The sequence below is a fragment of the Vibrio sp. 1402 genome, assembly GCF_033340275.1.
Genome location: NZ_JAWOWE010000785.1, coordinates 1 through 503 on the forward strand (window position 1 = coordinate 1; position 503 = coordinate 503).

Sequence of the window (503 nt, forward strand, 5' to 3'; positions counted from 1 at the left end):
GCAAAAAACAGGGTATGCACCCTTTCGGGTTCTTGTCTCGTTTTGCCGATTTAAATGCAGGTAATCGCGAGTGGGCACGGCGTTGGCTTGAGTACACTAAAGCCATTGAGGGCAAGCGCCGTTTGTTCTGGTCGCATGGTTTGAAACAACGTGCCTGTATAGACGAATTGACCGATGAAGAACTAGCAGCCAAGCAAGATGATGAAGCGGTGATCGTTTACGAGATGGTTGATTCTGAGTGGAAGAAGGCAAGGCACAACGTGCCGAAAGTGCTGGACGCTGCCGAGGACGATGAAAATCTCAGAGAGGTGATCGAAGAGATTGAAGAGTTGGACTTTTACACGGCAGAGCCAGAAGCGGTTGAGACCCGGACGGAGGGGATCAGCTTCAAGGTCATTCAGGATATTGCAGACGAATTCCGAGAGGAATTAAAACGGGCGTGAGTGAATTGCCTTACTTGTATTAATTCAGCAAAATAAAATAAAACCAACAATATTGAATAT

General features: G+C 46.9%; 1 pseudogene. It reads left to right on the forward strand.

Annotated features, from left to right (window positions below):
* A pseudogene (locus tag R7044_RS28490) lies at positions 1-443 on the forward strand (hypothetical protein); the annotation flags it as partial.
* Between the last annotated feature and the right edge of the window lie 60 nt (positions 444-503).